General features: G+C 46.3%; 1 protein-coding gene. It reads left to right on the top strand.

The genetic code is table 11. The features are described 5' to 3' along the window. Positions 1-639, top strand: a 639-nt coding sequence (locus KSO91_RS17500; RefSeq protein WP_238744290.1) for an IS66 family transposase, incomplete at both ends; no start/stop codon positions are given.

Genomic DNA, 639 nt, shown 5'->3' on the forward strand with positions numbered 1-639 from the left:
AAAATATGGCTACTCAGCACGCGCATTAATGGCGATTTACAAATACTTTGCTGGGTTGCCTTTTTATCGTCAGGGCAGCATTCAAAAATTACTGGGCGTTAAAATGACCGCCTCGACCGTGTTTGATCAAGTTGAGCTGGTGTGTGACGCGATTTATCCTGTGTATCAAACCCTGTTTACTTTAGCAGCCGATGCCGCACATTATTATTTAGACGACACTACCCACCGCATTCTTGACCAAACATCGATTGAGAAAAAAGTCCGTAACAGTGATAAAACCCAACTGCGCACAGGCGTTTATACCTCAGGGGTTATCGCAACCCTCGCTGACAACCGACATATTGTTCTGTTTGAAACCAACATTGGTCATGCGGGAGAGTTCATCGATAGCATTTTGCACAAACGCGGTCAATGCCGTGCGAAACCCATTATCATGAGTGATGCATTGCCGAGTAATCAACCCACGGTGAGGGAGTCAGTGACCTCACTGTGTAACAGTCACGCCAGACGGCAATTTGTCGATGTCATCAATCACTTTCCAGATGAGGTTGACTATATCCTCGAACGCTATGGACAAATCTGGACGAATGAACACACGGTAGTTGAGCAAAAGCTAACGGCCTCCCAACGCCTGGATTA

The organism is Psychromonas antarctica, assembly GCF_022267535.1.
Lineage (GTDB): Bacteria > Pseudomonadota > Gammaproteobacteria > Enterobacterales > Psychromonadaceae > Psychromonas > Psychromonas antarctica.